This is a genomic window from Roseomonas sp. 18066, from assembly GCF_902706185.1.
Lineage (GTDB): Bacteria > Pseudomonadota > Alphaproteobacteria > Acetobacterales > Acetobacteraceae > Pseudoroseomonas.
Genome location: NZ_CACSJM010000034.1, coordinates 1 through 16,673, shown reverse-complemented (window position 1 = coordinate 16,673; position 16,673 = coordinate 1). Strand labels below are relative to the sequence as shown.

At 72.8% G+C, this 16,673-nt stretch carries 15 protein-coding genes and 1 pseudogene; 11 read left to right on the top strand and 5 right to left on the bottom strand.

What is annotated here, in order from left to right; genetic code table 11:
• Positions 1-77: 77 nt before the first annotated feature.
• From GVN67_RS09415 to GVN67_RS09400, 4 genes are all read left to right on the top strand, one after another.
• Positions 78-2,972 (top strand): hypothetical protein, encoded by a 2,895-nt coding sequence (locus GVN67_RS09415; protein WP_159995135.1) that lies wholly within the window; start codon positions 78-80, stop codon positions 2,970-2,972.
• 134 nt (positions 2,973-3,106) lie between these two features.
• Positions 3,107-3,873 (top strand): IS5 family transposase gene (locus tag GVN67_RS09410; protein WP_159995133.1). Its coding sequence is split into 2 segments (ribosomal slippage): positions 3,107-3,416 and positions 3,416-3,873, totalling 768 coding nucleotides; the frame shifts between segments, so codons are not numbered across the junction.
• 52 nt (positions 3,874-3,925) lie between these two features.
• Positions 3,926-4,216 (top strand): hypothetical protein, encoded by a 291-nt coding sequence (locus GVN67_RS09405; RefSeq protein WP_159995131.1) that lies wholly within the window; start codon positions 3,926-3,928, stop codon positions 4,214-4,216.
• 128 nt (positions 4,217-4,344) lie between these two features.
• On the top strand, positions 4,345-5,673 hold the full coding sequence (locus GVN67_RS09400; RefSeq protein WP_200845198.1) for an amidohydrolase family protein: 1,329 nt from the start codon (positions 4,345-4,347) through the stop codon (positions 5,671-5,673).
• Positions 5,674-5,754: 81 nt separating this feature from the next.
• On the opposite strand, the gene GVN67_RS09395 is transcribed toward GVN67_RS09400, so the two are convergent.
• Both GVN67_RS09395 and GVN67_RS09390 read right to left on the bottom strand, forming a co-directional pair.
• Positions 5,755-6,621, bottom strand: coding sequence for an alpha/beta fold hydrolase (locus GVN67_RS09395; protein WP_159995127.1), 867 nt, complete (start codon positions 6,619-6,621; stop codon positions 5,755-5,757).
• 15 nt (positions 6,622-6,636) lie between these two features.
• Positions 6,637-7,242 carry a TetR/AcrR family transcriptional regulator gene (locus GVN67_RS09390; RefSeq protein WP_159995125.1) on the bottom strand — a complete coding sequence of 202 codons (606 nt, stop codon included), beginning with the start codon at positions 7,240-7,242 and terminating at the stop codon, positions 6,637-6,639.
• A 116-nt stretch (positions 7,243-7,358) separates the two neighbouring features.
• On the opposite strand from GVN67_RS09390, the gene GVN67_RS09385 reads away from it, so the two are divergent.
• Complete coding sequence (locus tag GVN67_RS09385; RefSeq protein WP_159995123.1) at positions 7,359-7,727, top strand: hypothetical protein; 369 nt, start codon at positions 7,359-7,361, stop codon at positions 7,725-7,727.
• Here GVN67_RS09385 and GVN67_RS09380 read toward each other — a convergent pair.
• Positions 7,724-8,470: a class I SAM-dependent methyltransferase gene (locus tag GVN67_RS09380; protein WP_159995121.1), complete on the bottom strand. Its 747-nt coding sequence runs from the start codon at positions 8,468-8,470 to the stop codon at positions 7,724-7,726. The genes GVN67_RS09385 and GVN67_RS09380 overlap by 4 nt on opposite strands.
• Positions 8,470-10,512, bottom strand: a complete 2,043-nt coding sequence (locus tag GVN67_RS09375) for a TonB-dependent receptor domain-containing protein (protein ID WP_159995119.1) — start codon at positions 10,510-10,512, stop codon at positions 8,470-8,472. Before GVN67_RS09375 ends, GVN67_RS09380 begins: the two co-directional genes overlap by 1 nt.
• 320 nt (positions 10,513-10,832) lie before the next feature.
• On the opposite strand from GVN67_RS09375, the gene GVN67_RS09370 reads away from it, so the two are divergent.
• The 5 genes from GVN67_RS09370 to GVN67_RS09350 are packed head-to-tail and all read left to right on the top strand — an operon-like array spanning position 10,833 to position 15,036.
• The gene (locus GVN67_RS09370) at positions 10,833-11,381 is read left to right on the top strand and encodes an EF-hand domain-containing protein (RefSeq protein ID WP_159995117.1); all 549 of its coding nucleotides are present in this window, start codon (positions 10,833-10,835) and stop codon (positions 11,379-11,381) included.
• 25 nt (positions 11,382-11,406) lie between these two features.
• The gene (locus GVN67_RS09365) at positions 11,407-12,051 is read left to right on the top strand and encodes a PepSY-associated TM helix domain-containing protein (RefSeq protein ID WP_159995115.1); all 645 of its coding nucleotides are present in this window, start codon (positions 11,407-11,409) and stop codon (positions 12,049-12,051) included.
• A 12-nt stretch (positions 12,052-12,063) separates the two neighbouring features.
• Positions 12,064-12,570: a DUF2271 domain-containing protein gene (locus GVN67_RS09360; RefSeq protein WP_159995113.1), complete on the top strand. Its 507-nt coding sequence runs from the start codon at positions 12,064-12,066 to the stop codon at positions 12,568-12,570.
• 7 nt (positions 12,571-12,577) lie between these two features.
• On the top strand, positions 12,578-13,552 hold the full coding sequence (locus tag GVN67_RS09355) for an FAD:protein FMN transferase (RefSeq protein WP_159995111.1): 975 nt from the start codon (positions 12,578-12,580) through the stop codon (positions 13,550-13,552).
• Complete coding sequence (locus GVN67_RS09350) at positions 13,549-15,036, top strand: flavodoxin domain-containing protein (protein WP_159995109.1); 1,488 nt, start codon at positions 13,549-13,551, stop codon at positions 15,034-15,036. The genes GVN67_RS09355 and GVN67_RS09350 overlap by 4 nt, the downstream gene beginning before the upstream one ends.
• Here the strand turns inward: GVN67_RS09350 and GVN67_RS09345 are convergent.
• Complete coding sequence (locus tag GVN67_RS09345; RefSeq protein ID WP_235035206.1) at positions 15,033-15,482, bottom strand: TonB family protein; 450 nt, start codon at positions 15,480-15,482, stop codon at positions 15,033-15,035. The two genes, GVN67_RS09350 and GVN67_RS09345, sit on opposite strands and share 4 nt — an antisense overlap.
• Positions 15,483-15,934: 452 nt before the next feature.
• Between GVN67_RS09345 and GVN67_RS09340 the strand changes: the two are divergent.
• Positions 15,935-16,673: pseudogene (locus tag GVN67_RS09340) on the top strand (hypothetical protein); the annotation flags it as partial.

Here is a 16,673-nt window from a genome sequence, read left to right as displayed (position 1 = left end):
ACCGGCAATTCATTTCGCTGGCGCGGCGAAACTGCCTAGGCTGGGGGTCCCGAAACCCCCTGCCCGGGAGGTTCGCCATGCGGCAGTTCATGCTGACCTACGGCGTGCCTTTCGACGCCGCGCATCTGGCCGCCGTCGACGACCGGCTGGAGGTGCTGGGCCAGCGCCTGCTGGACCGCGGCCCGCTGCGCGACGTGCTGCGCCGCCAGGGGCTGCATTTCCTCAGCATCACCACCGTGCCCGGCGACCGCGGCAAGCCCGCCCACCTGGTCATCGAGATCTCGGTCGATGACAGCGAGGGCGCGGCGCCGCGCATCCTGACCGATCTGCTGGCCGCCGAGATGGCGCTGATCCTCGACGCCGCCGGGTTGCAGCGCGGCGCCCTGCACGACCTGCTGGCCCGGCACCGCATCCGCACCGGCGCCGGGCTGTTCGAGGTGCCGGGCCTCGATTTCTGCGGCACCCCGGGCATGTCGGCCGCCCGCATCCTCGACGAGCACCAGCTGACGCGCCGGCTGCGCGGCGTGATGGACGAGGGCGCCATCCCCGGCGCCACGCCTTTGGCCCGGCTGCGCCAGCTGCGCGACCGCGTCTTCGGCGCCGAGCTGCCGCCCGAGCTCGCCGGCATGCGCCAGGTCGAGCCGGTGACGCCGCTGCCCCGCGCCTCGGGGATGCAGGACGGGATGGCGGGGCTGGTGCTGGCCGCTGCCTGGAGCTTCCTCTGGCCGGTGCTGCTGCCGCTCGGGCTGCTGGTGCTGCTGGCCGGCTGGCTGGCCGGCAAGGCGGGCGGCGCGGCGCTGGGCTTCGCCACGCTGGTCGCCGCCGCGGCGGTGGGGGTGCTGGCCCTGGCCGGGCTGCTCGCCTGGCTGTTCCTCCGCCTGCGCCGCAGCGAGCGCGCCAATACCGCCGATGACAGCCTGCCCGAGGCCGGCGTGCTGGAGCAGGTCACCGCGCATGAGAACCGCGCGCTGCAGAACCACCTGGCCGGCATTTCGGTGATGCAGGCCGGATGGTTCAGGAAGCTGACGCTGCGCCTGGCCTTCCGCGTCATCGGGCTGATGGTGGCCCGGCATTTCCGCCCGGGCTTCCTGGGCGAGATCGGCACCATCCATTTCGCCCGCTGGGTGCTGCTGCCCGGCACCGACCGGCTGCTGTTCTTCTCCAATTTCGGCGGCAGCTGGGAAAGCTACCTGGAGGATTTCATCACCAAGGCCGCCAATGGCCTGACCGGCGTCTGGAGCAACACCGCCGGCTTCCCGGCGACCGAGAACCTGTTCCAGAAGGGCGCCACCGACGGCGACCGCTTCAAGCGCTGGGCCCGCCGCCAGCAGCGCCCGACCCGCTTCTGGTATTCCGCCTATCCCCGCCTGACCACCGCCCGCATCCGCGCCAATGCGGCGATCCGCCACGGGCTGCTGACGGCGGCCACCGAGGACGAGGCCGCCGCCTGGTTCAGCCTGCTCGGCTCCAGCGCCCGCCCCGCCGGCATCATCGAAAGCGGCGAGGTGCAGTCGATCTTCTATGGCGGGCTGAAGCGCCAGCCGGCCGCGGCCAGCCTGGTCCTGGCCCTGCCGGCCGAGCCCGCCGCCGCCCGCGCCTGGCTGCGCGCGCTGGAGCCGCGCATCACCTATGGCGAGGAGCTGCCGGTCGGCACCGTGCAGCAGCTCGGCCTCGCCGCCGGCGGGCTGCAGAAGCTCGGCCTGCCGCCGGCGACGCTGGCGCAGTTCCCGCAGGCCTTCCGCCAGGGCATGGCGCATCCGGTGCGCGCCCATATCCTGTCCGACACCGGCGATGACGGGCCGGCCGACTGGCTCTGGGGCGCCGACCCCGTCCCCGATGCGGTGCTGAACCTCTATGCCGAGGATGCCGCCGCCCTGGCCGCGGCCATCGCCGAGGCCACCACGGCGCTGGCGCTGCAGGGCGGCCGGCTGCTGCACCAGCTGCAGCTGGCGCCGCCCGCCGCGCCGGATGGCGGGCCGATGCGCGAGCCCTTCGGCTTCGTCGACGGCGTCTCGCAGCCGATCGTGCGCGGCACCCGGCGCTGGATGCGCGATGCCGACGAGATCCATGCCGTCGAGCCCGGCGAGTTCCTCTACGGCTATCCCGACAACCGTGGCGGGCTGCCGCTGTCGCCGGGCATGGCCGCGGCCGAGGATCCCGGCGCCATCCTGCCGGTGCGCGAGCAGCGCCATTCCGACGGGCTGCTGCTGCCGAGCTTCCAGCCCGGCAGCGCCACGGCCGAGCGCGATTTCGGCCGCAACGGCAGCTTCCTGGTGGTGCGCCAGCTGGAGCAGGACGTCGCCGCCTTCGAAGGCTTCATGGCCCGGGCCGCCATCGAGCTCGAGGGCCGCGCCGGCCTGCCGCCCGGGCTGGACCCGGCGCAGCGCGCCTGCTGGATCGGCGCCAAGATGGTCGGCCGCTGGCAGGACGGCACCTCGCTGGTGCGCCACCCGACCGAGCCCGGCACCGGCTGGGACAACCGCAAGAAGAACGTGCCGATGGACAATGACTTCCTGCTCGGCGCCGAGGACCCGATGGGGCTGCGCTGCCCCTTCGGCGCGCATGTGCGGCGGACCAATCCGCGCGATTCCTTCGCCCCCGGCTCGCGCGAGCAGCTGTCCATCACCAACCGGCACCGCATCCTGCGCCGCGGCCGCGCCTTCGCCGCCGCCGGCGGCGGTGCCGGGGCGCATGGCCCGGGCCTCTATTTCATGTGCCTGAACCTGGATATCGAGCGGCAGTTCGAGTTCATCCAGCAGAGCTGGGCCATGGCGCCGCAATTCCACGGGCTGGAGAACGAGGTGGATGCGGTGCTGTCGCGCGGCGGCCGCAGCGCCCGGCTGACCGTGCCGACGCCCGAGGGGCCGCTGACCATCCGCCGCTTCGCCGATTTCGTCCGCCTGCGCGGCGGCGGCTATTTCTTCCTGCCCGGCCGGCGCAGCCTGCGCTGGCTGGCCCGCGCGGAGGGCTAGAGCGTGATGGCTTGAGGTGGAATCACCGAAAAACCTGAATCACGCGATCAAACAAAGAGCTAGGTAGTGAACTCATAAAGCTTGCGGTGTTCGGCGTGCCCTGATTCAAAGCTCCAGATGGTGAGGAGCGTCAGATGGCCCGGTTCGACCTGACCGAGAGCGAGTGGTCGATCATTGCCCCGCTGCTGCCGAACAAGCCACGGGGCGTGCCTCGGGTTGATGACCGGCGGGTGCTGAACGGGATTTTCTATATCCTGCGCACCGGCTCGCCCTGGCGTGACCTGCCGGAGCGCTATGGTCCCTATACGACGGTCTATAATCGCTACAACCGTTGGGCGCGCGCTGGTGTCTGGCTGCGGATCTTCGAGATGCTGGCGGCCAGCTCGCCGCAGTCGCTGCAATTGATCGACAGTTCGATCGTGCGCGCCCATCAGCATGCCGCAGGGGGTCAAAAGGGGGCTCGGATCACGCCATTGGCCGTTCTCGTGGAGGACTGACCACCAAAATCCACGCGGCCGTCGACGGGGCCGGCCTGCCGCTGGTGCTGCTGGTCTCGCCGGGCCAGGCTTCCGACAAGGCCGCTGCACCGGCCCTCATCGAGCACTTGCAGCCGGGCCGGGACCTGGTCGCCGACCGCGGCTACGACGCCCGGGCCATCCTGGATCTCGTCGCCGCGCGCGGCGGGCAGGCCCACATCCCGACCCAGCGAGACCGGAAGCACCAGAGATCGGTACCGCCCGAGCTTTATCGAGAGCGCAATCTCGTCGAACGCTTCTTCAATCGAATGAAGCACTTCCGACGCATCGCCACACGCTTCGACAAGCTCTCGCGCAACTACCTCGCTGCCCTACACCTTGTCGGGTCAAGGCTATGGCTGCGGCATTATGAGTCCGTGACCTAGGCGCCATGAATTAGCTGGACACCGCCCGGCAAGATGTTCTTAATTTGTTCCCGTGAAACACGATCTCATTCGCACCACGCTGATCGACCCGGTCACCGCTGTCCGCGTCAGGTCCGCCATCAACCAGGCGCTGCGCGCCGGCTCCAGCCTGCGCGACGCCCGCAGCGAGGGCCGCGGCTATCTGCGCGCCATCTGCCCGTCCCTGCCGCGGGAGCAGGTGAGCGAGGCGGTGGACAGCCTGCTGCTCGAGCTCGCGGCCCTGCCGGAGCGTTTCCTGCCGGACATCTTCCTGCGCGGCGGCCCCGCGCAGCCGGCGCCGGGGCAGCTCAGCCTGGGGCTGTGACGCGCCGGCGGCGGGCGTGACATCCGCTGGTTAAAATCCGGCCATCCGATATCATCTCCTTCGAAGAACAAAAATCCGGAGGATGCGTGATGATGTTTTCCACGGGAATCTTCTCCCGCAGGAGGGCCGTGCTGCTGGCCACCGCGGGCCTCGCCGCCTGCACCGCAGGCCCGATGGCGGAGCCCAGCGCCGAAGCGCCGGCCACCACCGTCGTCGATGCCGCCCGTCTGTTCGATGGCGAGCGGGTGGTCGACCGCCCGCGGCTGGTGATCCGCGACGGCCGCATCCTGGCCGCCGGCACCCAGGACAGCTTGGCCATCCCCGAGGGCGCCCGCCGGGTCGACCTGGCCGGCCGCCACCTGATGCCCGGGCTGATCGCCGCGCATTCGCATGTCGGCATGGTCAGCGGCACCGATTTCGGCGGCCGCTTCTACACCCGCGAGACCGTGGCGCGCGACCTGGCGCAGTTCCAGCGCTATGGCGTCGTCGCGGTCAATGCGCTGGGGATGAACCGGCCGCTATTCCATGAATTGCGCCGCGAATGGCGCGACGGCCGGCATGGCGGCGCCGACCTCTATGGCGCCGGGCCCGGCGTCGGCATGGCCGATGGCGGCGCGCCGCCGCCGGCGATGAACCCCGAGCCCGACCAGGTCGCCCGGCCCCGCACCCCCGCCGAGGCGCGCGCCGCGGTCGATGCCATGGCCGATGCCGGCATCGACATGGTCAAGGTCTGGATCGACGACCTGAACCACCAGGCGCCGAAGCTGCCGCCGGCCGTCTATCGCGCGGCGATCGACCAGGCGCATGCCCGCGGGCTGCGCGCGGCGGCGCATATCCACGACCTGGTCGACGCCAAGGGCGCGGTGGCCGCCGGCGTCGACGTCATCGGCCATGGCGTGCGCGACCGCCCGGTCGATGCCGCGCTGCTGGCGGCGATGCGCCAGCGCGGCGTCTGGTACATCCCGACGGTCAACCTGAACGAGGCCGAATACATCTATGCCGAGCATCCGGAATGGCTCGAGCAGCCCTTCTTCCGCGATGCGATGAGCCCGGCGCTGCAGGCGCGCTTCCGCGACCCCGAATGGCGCCGCGCGGCGCTGGGCCGGGCGGAGGGGCAGCGGCAGCAGGTGCAGACCAATATCGCCAATCTGCGCGCGGTGCGGGCGGCCGGGGTGAAGGTCGCGCTGGGCACCGATTCCGGCGCCACGCCGCTGCGCATCCCGGGCGTGGCCGAGCATCTGGAGCTGGCGCATTTCGTCGCCGCCGGCTTCTCTCCGGTCGAGGCGCTCACCGCCGCGACCCGCGCCGGGGCGGAGGTGATGCGGCTGCCCGACCGCGGCCGGCTGGCGCCCGGCTACCGCGCCGATTTCATCGTGCTGCGCGCCGACCCGACGGTCGACATCACCAACAGCCGCAGCATCGAGGCGGTCTGGCGCAACGGCGCCCCGGCCCGGTAGCGCGGGCCGGCTGGACGGGCGCCCTGGCCCGGTAGCGCCGGGCCGGCTGGACGACGCCCTGGCCCGGTAGCGCCGGGCCGGCTAGGCATCGACGGTGTCGCGCCAGAAGGCGAGCACCGCCGCGGCGAAGGCCTCCGGCGCTTCCTCGGGCAGGTAGTGGCCGCCGGGCAGCACCAGGCTGCTGAGGCGCGGCGCCGCGCCCTGCAGGCTGTCGGCCAGGCGGCCGCGCACGCCGCCCTCGGCGCCGATGGCCAGCACCGGCATGGGCAGCGGCACCGCCAGGCGCTCGGCCATGCGGGCCAGCCCCGCGGGGCTGAGCAGGGCGCGGTAATAGTCGAAGCCGGCCCGCGCCGCGCCGGGCCGCGCGAAGCAGCCTTCGTAATGCGCCCGCGCCGCCTCGTCGATCGCCGCCGGCCGCGCCGCCTTGTTGTCGAACATCCAGTCGAGGAACAGCCGCTCCCGCCCCGCCACCAGCGCCTCCGGCAGGCCGTGCAGGCGGTTGAAGCCGAAATGCCAGCCGGCGATATTGGCCGCCTCGTCCGGGACCGGCCGCGCCACGCCGGCGGTCTGCATCGTCATCTCGCTGAGCACCAGCCGATGCACGGCTGCCGGATGACCGGCGGCCAGGGCATAGGCGATCCAGGAGCCGACATCATGCGAGACGATGTCGAGGCCCAGCAGCCCCTCCTGCGCCAGGAAGCCGTGGATCTCGCCGGCGACGGTGTCGAGGTCGTAGCCGCCCTCCGGCCTGTCGCTGTCGCCCAGCCCGCGCGGGTCGAGCACCACCACCCGCCGCCCCGCCGCGACCAGCAGGGGCACGACATGGCGCCAGGCGAGCCAGCTCTGCGGCCAGCCGGGCAGCAGCAGCACCGGCGGCCCCTGCCCGGCCTCCGCCACATGCAGCCGCACCCCGGCCACCGCCACCCTCCGATGCGCCAGCCCTGTCATGCCGCCGATCCCCCCTCAGTCGAGCAGCCGCAGCGCGCGGCGGACGAAGTCTTCGGCCTGGGCCGGGAAACAGCCGCCCTTGCCGACCACGCGCATGCCCTGCAGCAGCGCCAGCAGCAGGTCGGCGACACCGTCCGGCGGCTCGGCCGTGGCGATGGAGCCGTCGCGCTGGCCCTCGGCGACGAGCGCGGCCAGCATGGCGTGGCGCCGCGCCAGGGTGGCGCGCAGCACGGCGGCCGGCACGCCGGGCTGGTCGAGCTCGGTGATGCCCGAGACCACCAGGCAGCCGCGGGCGCCGGCCTCGCCCTGGCTGAGCCCGGCATAGAGCCGCAGCAGCGCCGCGATGCGCGCGCGCCCGTCCGGCGCCGTGGCCATCAGCGCCGCCAGGCGGTCGTCGCGCAGCGCGAGGTAGCGTTGCAACGCCGCAGCGAAGAGGCCTTCCTTGTCGCCATAGGCCTTGTAGAGGCTGCCTGCCGCCAGCCCGGTGGCCTGGGTCAGCGCCGCGATCGAGGTCGCGGAAAACCCCGCCGTGCTGAACAGCGCGATGGCCTGGTCCAGCGCCCGCGCCGCGTCGAAGGCGCGCGGGCGGCCGAGGCGGGGACGGGTCCCGGGGGGCGGCATGGGGTTCCTCGCCGGATTAGGAAACGATCATTTCCTAATGCCGGCGCGCCGCCGCGTCCAGCGCGAAAACCGGGCGCCGGTTCCCTGGCACGGCGCCGCATGGCAAGCTGCGCCGCATGATCGATGCCCCGTCCCGCGCGCTGCGCGTCCGGCTCTACCGCGAGAGCCTCCGCGACCTCGGCCAGGTGTACCGCCTGGCGCCCGATGCCGACCTGCGCGCCGCGCTGCGCCAGGCGGCGCTGGCGGCGCTGCCCCGGGTCGAAGGCTGGGCCATGCAGGTGCTGACCGTCGAGCGCACCGCCGAGGGCGAGCGCACCGGCTTCCTGCTGGACCAGCTGGCGCGGCGGGAAATGGGCGGCGCGGATTTCGCCGCCGCCCTGGCGGCGACGCTGGATGGCGCCGTCGCCGTGCTGGCGGTGGCCGCGCGCGACCCGAAGCGCATCGCCCGGCTGCGCGCCGCCCTGGCCGGGTCGAAGCCCGGCTAGGCGGGTTCCGCCATGATGACATAGTCGGCGCCGCTGCGCAGGACGCCATGCGCGGCGGCCCGCGCCCGCAGCGTTTCCGCCTCGGCCGCCATCCGCGCGACGACGCAGGCGGGCGCGCGGCCCTGCAGCGCCTCGGCGGCGCTGGACAGCTGCATCCCGACCCAGCGCGCGTCGTAGAGATTGGGAAAGCGGCGGGCGAAGCGCACCGCCATCCCCGCCTCGCCCAGCCGCGCCAGCACCCATTCGGCCGGGTATTCGCGATAGGGCACCAGCCCGGCGCGGCGCAGGCAGCCGTCGCGGAAACGGCCGATGGCGCGCAGCAGCCGGTCGTCGGCGCTGCCCCCCTGCCCCCCGGCATAGGGGTCGAGGCCGATGACATAGAGCCGCTGCCCGACCAGCGGCCGCAGCCGGGCGAAAAGCCGCGGCTGCAGCCCGGGCGCATAGGGCTGCACGGCGCCGAGCAGATATTCCGCCAGCACCGTGTCATGCCGCTCGCCGGCCAGGAAAGCAGCGTCCGACCAGTTGCCGGCCAGCAGCCGGTCGGCGGCGCGCAGCGGGCCGAGCGCCGCCCGCGTCTCCGCCAGCATCGCCGGATCGGCGGAGACCGCCGTCCAGCGCGTCGTCGGCAGCCCCGCCATCCAGCGCGCCGAGCGCGCGCCGGTGCCGGCATCGAGCATGCTGCCCCAGGGGCGGTCGCCCTGGAGCCGCTCCAGCAGCTGGAAGATCGGCGGGGTGTCGCGCATCAGAACGTGAAAGTGAGGCCGCCGATGATGGTGCGGCCGCGGCCGCCGCCGATGGTCTCCGCCGTCGGCACGGTGAAGCTGGTATTGCCGACATTGGTGGCGCTGGCGAAGAGGTTGAGGTTCTCCATCGCCCGCCAGCTGCCATAGAGGTCGACCGTCGTATAGGCGGCGAGCGGCGTGCTGGTGCCGGTGGTGCTGTAGGTCTGCGTGGCGCCGATGCGGCGGAGCTTGCCGCCCAGCGTCACCCGACGGTCGAGCAGGCGGATGCCGGCATCGAGGGTGACGCTGCTGCGCGGCGTGTAGCTGTGGTCGGCGCCATCCGGGTATTTGATGCTGGCGCCGTTATAGGCGAGGTTCACATAGGCCAGGCCCATGTCGTAGCCACCCTCGACCTCGATGCCGCTGACCCGGCTGGTGCCCGGGACATTGTCGTAGAAATAGTAGGAGACGGCACGATTGGTGGTCGGGTTGGTGCCGCGCACGGTGACCGTGTTGACCAGATCCTCGACGTCGTTGTCATAGTAGGCGACCTTCATGCGCAGGCGGTCATCGGCCATCAGCACGTCGCGCCGCAGCAGGTTCAGGCCGAGCTCCCAGCCGCGCGACCGCTCGGCGCCGAGATACGGGTTGGGATAGAAGGTCGAGGTGCCGCCGACGCTGTGCGGGCCGGAATACATGGTCTCGGAAATGGTCGGCGGGCGGAAGGCCCAGCCATAGCTGACATAGGGCTGCAGCCAGTCGAGCAGCTGGTAGGCCAGGGTGAATTTCGGGCTGACCCGGCCTTCGCTGCGATCGGCATGGAAGGGCCCGGTCACCGGCACCGCGCCATAGGCGGTGGTGGCATAGCCCTCGGCGTCGTTCTCGTAATGGTCGTAGCGCAGGCCTTGCACGAAGCTCAGCCGGCCGAGGGTGAAGCCCGCATTTGAATAGGCCCCGGCGATGCTGAGCCGGCCATTGCCGTTGACGCCGCCGCGCCGCGTCTCGGTGTCGTCGGTCGCATATTGCGCGCCGTAGTCCCAGGCGACGCCCACCTCGCCCAAAGTGAAGCGGCTGGTGTTGGACAGCCCCACCTCATAGGCCTCGTTGATGATGCGCCGGCCGGTGGCGGTGGCGGAGACGGTGCCGAGCTCGGTCAGGTGGTTCATCATCCGCACCTGGTTCCAGGAGGCGGAGACATTGAGGTCGACCAGCGGATTGGCCGCCGGGTTGTAGCGGTAGGAGATCTTGGCCAGGTTCGACTGGATGGTCTGGTTGTAGTAATTGGACGTGAATTCATTGGCGTAGATATTGCCCAGGAACGAGAACCTGTGCTCGCCGTCGGGCTCCCAGTTCAGCCGGAACAGGCCGGAGCGCAGCGCCTGGCCGGTATGCTCGACCTCCTGGCCGTCGCCATTCCTGAAGTTGCCGTTCTCCCGCCCGCTGATGCCGCCCAGGATGCTGACGCCATTGCCCAGCCGCGCGGCGCTGACCAGGCTGGAATTCCAGCGATAGCCATTGGTGCCGGTCATCGCCTGGGCCCGCCCGCCGACCGTGCGGCCGGGGCGCAGGATGTCCTCGACGTCGAGCAGCCGGAAATTGACCGCGCCGACCAGCGCGCCCATGCCGCCCGGCCCGGTCACCGCGCCGCGCTCGATGTCGATGCCGCCCAGGAAGCTCGGGTCGATATAGGCGAAGGACCCGCCCTCATGCCCGGCGGGGCGGAAATTCTGCCGCACGCCCTCGACCATCATGTTGACGCGGCCGACGCCTTCGAAGCCGCGGATGTTCACCGCGACGCCGGGCTGCGAGGCATAGCCGCCGAGCGCCGCGCCCGGGACCATGTCGAGCAGCCGGTTGGTGTCGGCGCCTTCGCGGAGATCCTCGGGCGCCACGCGGCTGACAGCGGCCGGCGTCTGGTAGGGCGCGTCGGCGGCCGAGGCCTCGGCGGCGACGGGCGCCAGCTGCACCCCCGCATCCTGCGCCAGGGCGGGCGCGACGCCGAGGGCGCAGAGCGCCGTCGTGGTCAGCATGTGGCGCAGGATGGTCGGGTGCGGTGCTGGCATGTCAGGTGACCTTTTTGCAGCCGGTCCTGGCCGCCTTGGGCGGAGCCGGTGCGGCCTCCCTTAATGATACTGCGACTCATTCGCAATATACCGTCACGCTGCCGATTGCCATTTTTCGGCACGGCCGGTGGCAGGGCGGCGAGCCCGCGCGGGGCACCGAGGCAGCAAGTCTCTGTTCTCAAATGAAAGCTTCAACAGGCTGCGGGACGGTCGGCCGGGCGCCGCGCGGAAATCGCCACCGCATGCACTTGAGAATCATTATCGATTGACCTAAAGGCTTCGTCACATTGCACGGTCGTGCTTCAGCCTGAGGATCCGCCATGCTCCGCCGCCTCCCCTTCCTGCTCCTCGCCCTGCTGCCGGCCTGCGCGATGCCCGACCCGGCGCCGCCCGCCACCACCACGGCCGCGCCCGCCGCTGCCGCCGCGCCGGCCGCCGAGGCCGAGCGCCCGACAATGACGCCGGAGCAGATCCAGGCCGCCCGCCAGCGCTTCCGCGAGAACTTCTTCGCGCAATACGACACCAACCGCGACGGCGTGGTCAGCCGCGCCGAATACGACGCGATCCGCGCGGCGCAGTTCGAGCGCAGCGACACCAACCGCGACGGCAAGCTGTCGGAAGCGGAATATGTCGCCGAGTACCGCACCCGCCTGGTCGCCGAATATGCCGGCAAGCCGCTGGACGAGCGTTTCGAGCGCCAGATCACCCAGGCCAGCCGCCGCTTCGAATCGATCGATCGCGACCGCGACCTGTCGATCAGCCGCGAGGAATACCTGGCCGTGGCCAACCGCACCTTCACGCGGACGGACACCAACAATGACGGCAGCATCTCGGCCGCCGACCACGAGACCGCGCGCAGCCATCCGTGAGGCGATGAAGCCTGGGCCTGCGACGATGACCACGACGATGCAGGCCCCAGGTCAAGCCACGGAGAAACGCGGTTTCTGGCTGCGGCAGCTGCGGCGCTGGCACTGGATCAGCTCGGCGATCTGCCTGGTCGGCATGCTGCTTTTCGCCGTCACCGGCTTCACGCTGAACCATGCCGGCGACCTGCCGGCGCAGCTGCGCGTCACCGAGACCCGCGCGCAGCTGCCCGAAGCCTTGCGCGCGCAGCTGGCCGCGACCGACACCGAGGGCGAGGCGCCGCTGCCCGAGGCTGTGCGCGACTGGATCCGCCGCACGATGGGCGTGCGCATCGCGGCCGGCACCGCCGCCGAATGGAGCGCCGACGAGCTGCATGTCAGCCTGCCCCGCCCCGGCGGCGACGCCTGGCTGGCGATCGAGCGCGAGACCGGCGCGGTCACGCATGAGCTGACCACGCGCGGCCCGGTCGCGCTGCTGAACGACCTGCACAAGGGGCGGCATGCCGGGCCGGTCTGGTCGCTGTTCCTCGATGTCTTCGCCGTCGCCTGCCTGGTCTTCTGCGTCACCGGGCTGTGGCTGCTGCATCTCTATGCCGGCAACCGGCCCTCGACCTGGCCGCTGGTCGGGCTCGGCCTGGTGGTGCCGCTGCTGATCGTCATCCTGTTCATCCACTAGGGAGTAGCGCCGATGCGCGCAGCCTCACCCGTTCTCGCCGCCGGCCTGGTGCTGGCCGGCACCGCCCAGGCCGCCGAGCTCCGCGTCAGCGTCGAGCTGCCGCGGCTGACCGTCGCAGAATACCACCGCCCCTATCTCGCCGCCTGGATCGAGACGCCGGACCAGGCGCCGCTTTCCACCGTCGCCGTCTGGTACGACACCAAGCTGCGCGAGGAGCGTGGCCAGGGCTGGCTGCGCGACCTCCGCACCTGGTGGCGCCGCAGCGGCCGCGAGATGCGCCTCCCCGCCGAGGGCATCAGCGGCCCGACCCGCGCCCCCGGCCGGCACGAGATCACCGCGGGCAACGCCGCCCTGCGCGACCTGGCCCCCGGCGAATACCGCCTGGCGGTCGAGGTGGCGCGGGAATCCGGCGGGCGCGAGCTGGTGCGCGTGCCCTTCCAATGGCCGCCACGCGACCAGGCCAGCAGCGCCTCGGGCAGCAGCGAGCTCGGCGTCGTGGCGGTCAGCGCCCGGCGCTGATGCGGCCATGCAGCGCCTGCTGATCCCGCGGCCCGCCCGCCCGCCGGTGCCGCCGCGCGGCGCGCTGCGGCGGCTGGCCGGGCGCAGCATGGGCACGGGCTGGTCGGTGCATCTGATCGATCCCGGCGACACGCCGGAGGCCGCGCTGCGGCAGGGCGTGCAGGACACGCTGGACGCGGTGGTCACCGAGATGAGCGCCTGGGCGCCCGCCTCGGCGCTCAGCCGTTTCAACGACGCGGCCGGCGGCAGCTGGCACGCGCTGCCCGAGGGCCTCGCCGAGGTTCTTCGTTGTGGCCAGCAGGTGGCGATGGAAAGCGGCGGCGCCTTCGACCTGTCCATCGGCGCTTTGGCGGAGCTCTGGGGGTTTTGCCATCGCCCGGTGCCGCCCGGCCTGCCGGAGGGCACGCTGCTGGCCATGGCGCGGGCCTGTGGCGGGCGGCTGCGCTTCGACGCGGCCGGGCGGCTGCTGCAGCCGGGCGGGCTGCGCCTCGATGTCTGCGGCATCGGCAAGGGCCATGGCGTCGACCGCGTCGCCCGCCACCTCGCCGCCCAAGGTTTCTCGTCTTTCCTCGTCGAGGTCGGCGGCGAATTGCGCGGCCAGGGCGTCAAGCCGGATGGCACGCCCTGGTGGGTGGCGCTGGAACGGCCGGATGGCGCGGAAGGCTTCACCCTGGCGCTGCTCGACCAGGCCGTCGCCACCTCCGGCGACAGCCGCCGCGCCTTCACGGTCAACGGCAAAGAATACAGCCACACGCTGGATCCGCGCTGCGGCTGGCCGGTGGGGCCGCAGCTGGCCTCGGTCAGCGTGCTCGATGCCAGCGCCATGCGCGCCGATGCCCGGGCCACGGCGCTGACCGTGCTGGGGCTGCGCGCCGGCCTGGCGCTGGCGACGCGGCTGCGCATCCCCGCGCTGTTCACCGAGCGCGCCGGCGATGGTCTGCGCGAGCATCTCTCGCCCGCGCTGCGGGAGATGGCCGCATGATCGAGCCGCATCTGCTCTCGGCGGCCGGCGTGGTGCTGGCCTATGGCGCCTTCTGCGGCCACGCGGCCTGGCGCTGGCGCCGCCGGCAGCGCGCGGCCAGCCCCGCCGCCGCCGCCTGGCTGGTGGTGCATGCCAGCCAGAGCGGCCGCGCCGAGGCCATCGCCGCGCAGACCGTGGCGCTGCTGCGCGCCGGCGGCCAGCAGGCGGCGCTGGCGCCGATCGGCCAGCTGCAGCCGGCGATGCTGGCCTCGGCCGAAAGGCTGCTGATGGTGGCCAGCACCACCGGCGAGGGCGATGCGCCCGACGCCGCCCTGCCCTTCCTGCGCGGCGCCATGGCCGGCACCTCGGATCTTTCCGCCCTGCGCTTCGGGCTGCTGGCCTTGGGCGACAGCGATTACCGCGACTTCTGCGCCTTCGGCCGGCGGCTGGACCACTGGCTGCGGCAGCAGGGGGCGACGCCGCTCTTCGCACCGATCGAGATGGACCGCGAGGACGACCAGGCGCTGTCGCAATGGCAGGCCCGCATCGCCGCGCTGCTGCCCGGCGCCACGCCGGTTCCGCGTGCCGCCCCCGAGGACAGCGCCTGGATCCTGGCCGAGCGCCGGCTGCTCAACCCCGGCGACCCTGAGAACCCCGCCTATCACCTGGGCCTGACCCCGGAAGGCGTGATGCCGCGCTGGCAGGCCGGCGACATCGCCAGCATCCAGCCCTGCCTGCCGCCCGCCCGCGTCGCCGCCTGGCTGGCGCGGCTCGACCTGTCGCCGCAATGGCGGCTGCCCGACGGGCAGCACCTGACGGACGTCCTGGCGACGCGGCGGCTGACAGAGGACCAGGCGCCGCTCGTCGGCCTGCCCGCCGAGGCCCTGGCCGCCGCCTTGCCGCCGCTGCCACGGCGCGACTATTCGATCGCCAGCCTGCCCGAGGAGGGCCGCCTCGAGCTGCTGGTGCGGCTGGCGCGCGACGCCCAGGGGCAGCCCGGCCTGGGCTCCGGCTGGCTGACCCGGCATTTGGCCGAGGGCGGCCGGCTGCGGCTGGCGTTGCGGCCCAATCCGGGCTTCCAGGCGGTGGCCGGGCGGCCGGCGATCCTGCTCGGCGCCGGCACGGGGCTCGCCGGGCTGCGCGCCCATCTGAAGGCGCGGCGCCGCGCCGGCGAGCGCCGGACATGGCTGATCTTCGGCGAGCGGTTTTCCGCCCACAGCCATTTCCACCGCCACGAGATGGCCGGCTGGCAGGCGGAAGGCTTCCTGGACCGGCTGGACCTGGCCTTCTCCCGCGACGGCGGCGCGCCGCGCTACGTGCAGGATGCGCTGGCCGCCGAGGCGCCACGGCTGCGCGCCTGGCTGGCCGAGGGCGCGGTGATCTATGTCTGCGGCAGCCGCGCCGGGCTGGGCGCCGGGGTGCAGGCGGTGCTGCAAGACCTGCTGGGCGAGGCCAGCCTGGCCGCGCTCGCCGCCGAGGGCCGCTACCGCCGCGACGTCTACTAGCGCAGGATGCGGAACTCGACCGGCACGGTGATGCGCGCCTCGGCGCCGGCATAGCTGTCGGGCAGCGCCGGGAAGGGCGAGACCCGGCGCAGCAGCGCCAGCGCCTCCTCGTCCAGCAGGGCGACGCCGCTGCTGCGCAGCAGGCGGTGCTGCACCACGCTGCCGTCGCGCGCGATCACCGCCTGCACCAGCGCGGTGCCGCCCAAGCCGCGGTCGCGCGCCGCCTCCGGCACGCGATGCGCCCGGCGCAGGATCCGCTGCAGCATCGCCTGGTAGGCCGCCGACAGCCCCTCCGGCGCGCCGCCGCCGGCCGTGGTCGCCGCTGGCGGTGGCGGCGGGGATGGCGAGGGCGGCCGGCGATCCTGCTCGGCGCCGCCAGCGGCAGCAGCAGCAGCAGCGCGCCGCCATGCAGCAGCGCCGAGCCGATCCAGCCCAGCGCCCGCCATCGCATCCCGCCGGGGGCTGGCAGCGTCGCGGCATCCTCGGGGTCGGGGGGGGCCATGGCCAGCGCGGAAGCGCGGTCTCCGGAGCGGTGAGATGATAATGCGATGCGTTCGCATTTATATCGCGCCGGCGCCCGGTTGTCACCCCAGGGGGAGGCCCGGCCGCTCCGGAACCCGTGATGGCGGCCGCCAGGACCCTCCGCAGAAACAGGTTGTGGATTTTACTTCCGAATCATAGCGTCTACTTCTTCTATAGGAATACCTCTGGATAAAGGAAAAACTCCTTACGGTATTTACTCAGAGAGAAATTCGAATGTCGCATCCCGCGACAAAGCGCGGCGGTCTTCGTTACTGTGGGGCGCCGTCCCGTCGGACCGCGCGCCGAATGAACCGGTGGTGACTGAACCATGCCTCCCTTCCCCCAGGCGCCGGCACCGGGCAAAAGGCCCGCCCCGGTGGAAAACCGCCGCCCGCCGCCGCTGGAACGCGAAGGCCGCGGCTGGGCCGTGCGGGCCATCAGCCTGACCGGCTCGGCCGCGCTGCTGGGGCTGGGCGGGCTCGGGCTGCTCAACCTGCCGCATTGGCTGGAGCAGGATGCCGCCGCCCGCCAGGCCGTGCAGGCCAACCTGGCCAGCCTGGCCGCCCTCCAACCGCCCGCGGCGGCGGCGCCGGACACGCCGCAGGACATGGTGGCGCTGCAGGCGGAGATCGCCAGGCTGCTGGCCACCGCCGACAAGCTCGACCTCGAGCTGAGCGAGGAGCTGGCCAAGCGCGAGCCCCCGGCGGCCGCGCCGGAGCCGCCGGTCGCCCTCGCCGCCGCGGTGCCCGACGCGCCGGCGGAGGAGCCGCCGGAGATGCTGCGGCCCTCGAGCTTCCTGCTGGCCGAGATGATGCTGCCGCCGCGCGGGCGGGAGCCCGGCGGGATGCCGGCGGCGCTGACCGATGCCCTGCCGGAAGGGATGCCGGAGGGGTTGCCCGACGCCCTGCCGGAGCCGGTGGAGCCGGCCAATGAGCCGCAGCGCGAGGGGCTGCATCAGGAAGAAGGGGCGACGCCGCTCCACCTGGCCGCCATCGCGGCGCCGCGGCTCGCCGCCGCCGAGCGCCTGGCCGAGCCCGTGCAGGCCCCCGCGGAGACACCTGCCGAGGCGCCGGCGATGACGCCCGAGGCGCCAACCCCTGCGCCGGAGCCCGCCC